At 73.1% G+C, this 387-nt stretch carries 1 pseudogene; it reads right to left on the bottom strand.

What is annotated here, in order from left to right:
* Positions 1–387 (bottom strand): annotated as a pseudogene (locus tag ACEN88_RS34535) (squalene--hopene cyclase); the annotation flags it as partial.

The raw sequence follows: 387 nt of genomic DNA on the forward strand, positions 1-387 counted from the left end.
GCGCGCAGGCGCCGGGCTCGAGCTGGGCCAGCATCGACAGGCAGCGCGCGGACACGTCGGCCGTCGGCGGATCCAGCAGCGCGCCGTGGTCGGCAAACGGGATGTGGTTCAGGTAGTAGTGGGTGTTGTCGGCCTCGAAGGCGCCCCAGCCGCCACCCCTGCCCTGCATGCCGACGATCCACTCACGGGCGCGGGCGACGGCGTCTGCATACCGGTCCGGCAGCGGCCACGGTTCGAGGTGCGCGGCCCGGTGCATGGCCATCGCGACGACCGCCGTGTCGTCGACGTCGGGATAGCAGGCGTTTTCGTACTGGAACGCCCAGCCGCCGGGGCGCACGTCCGGCCGCCGTGCCGCCCAGTCGCCCGACCGGTCGAGGATCTGCAGCG

This window comes from Massilia sp. CT11-108, from assembly GCF_047302915.1.
GTDB classification, from domain to species: Bacteria; Pseudomonadota; Gammaproteobacteria; order Burkholderiales; family Burkholderiaceae_D; genus Telluria; species Telluria orientalis.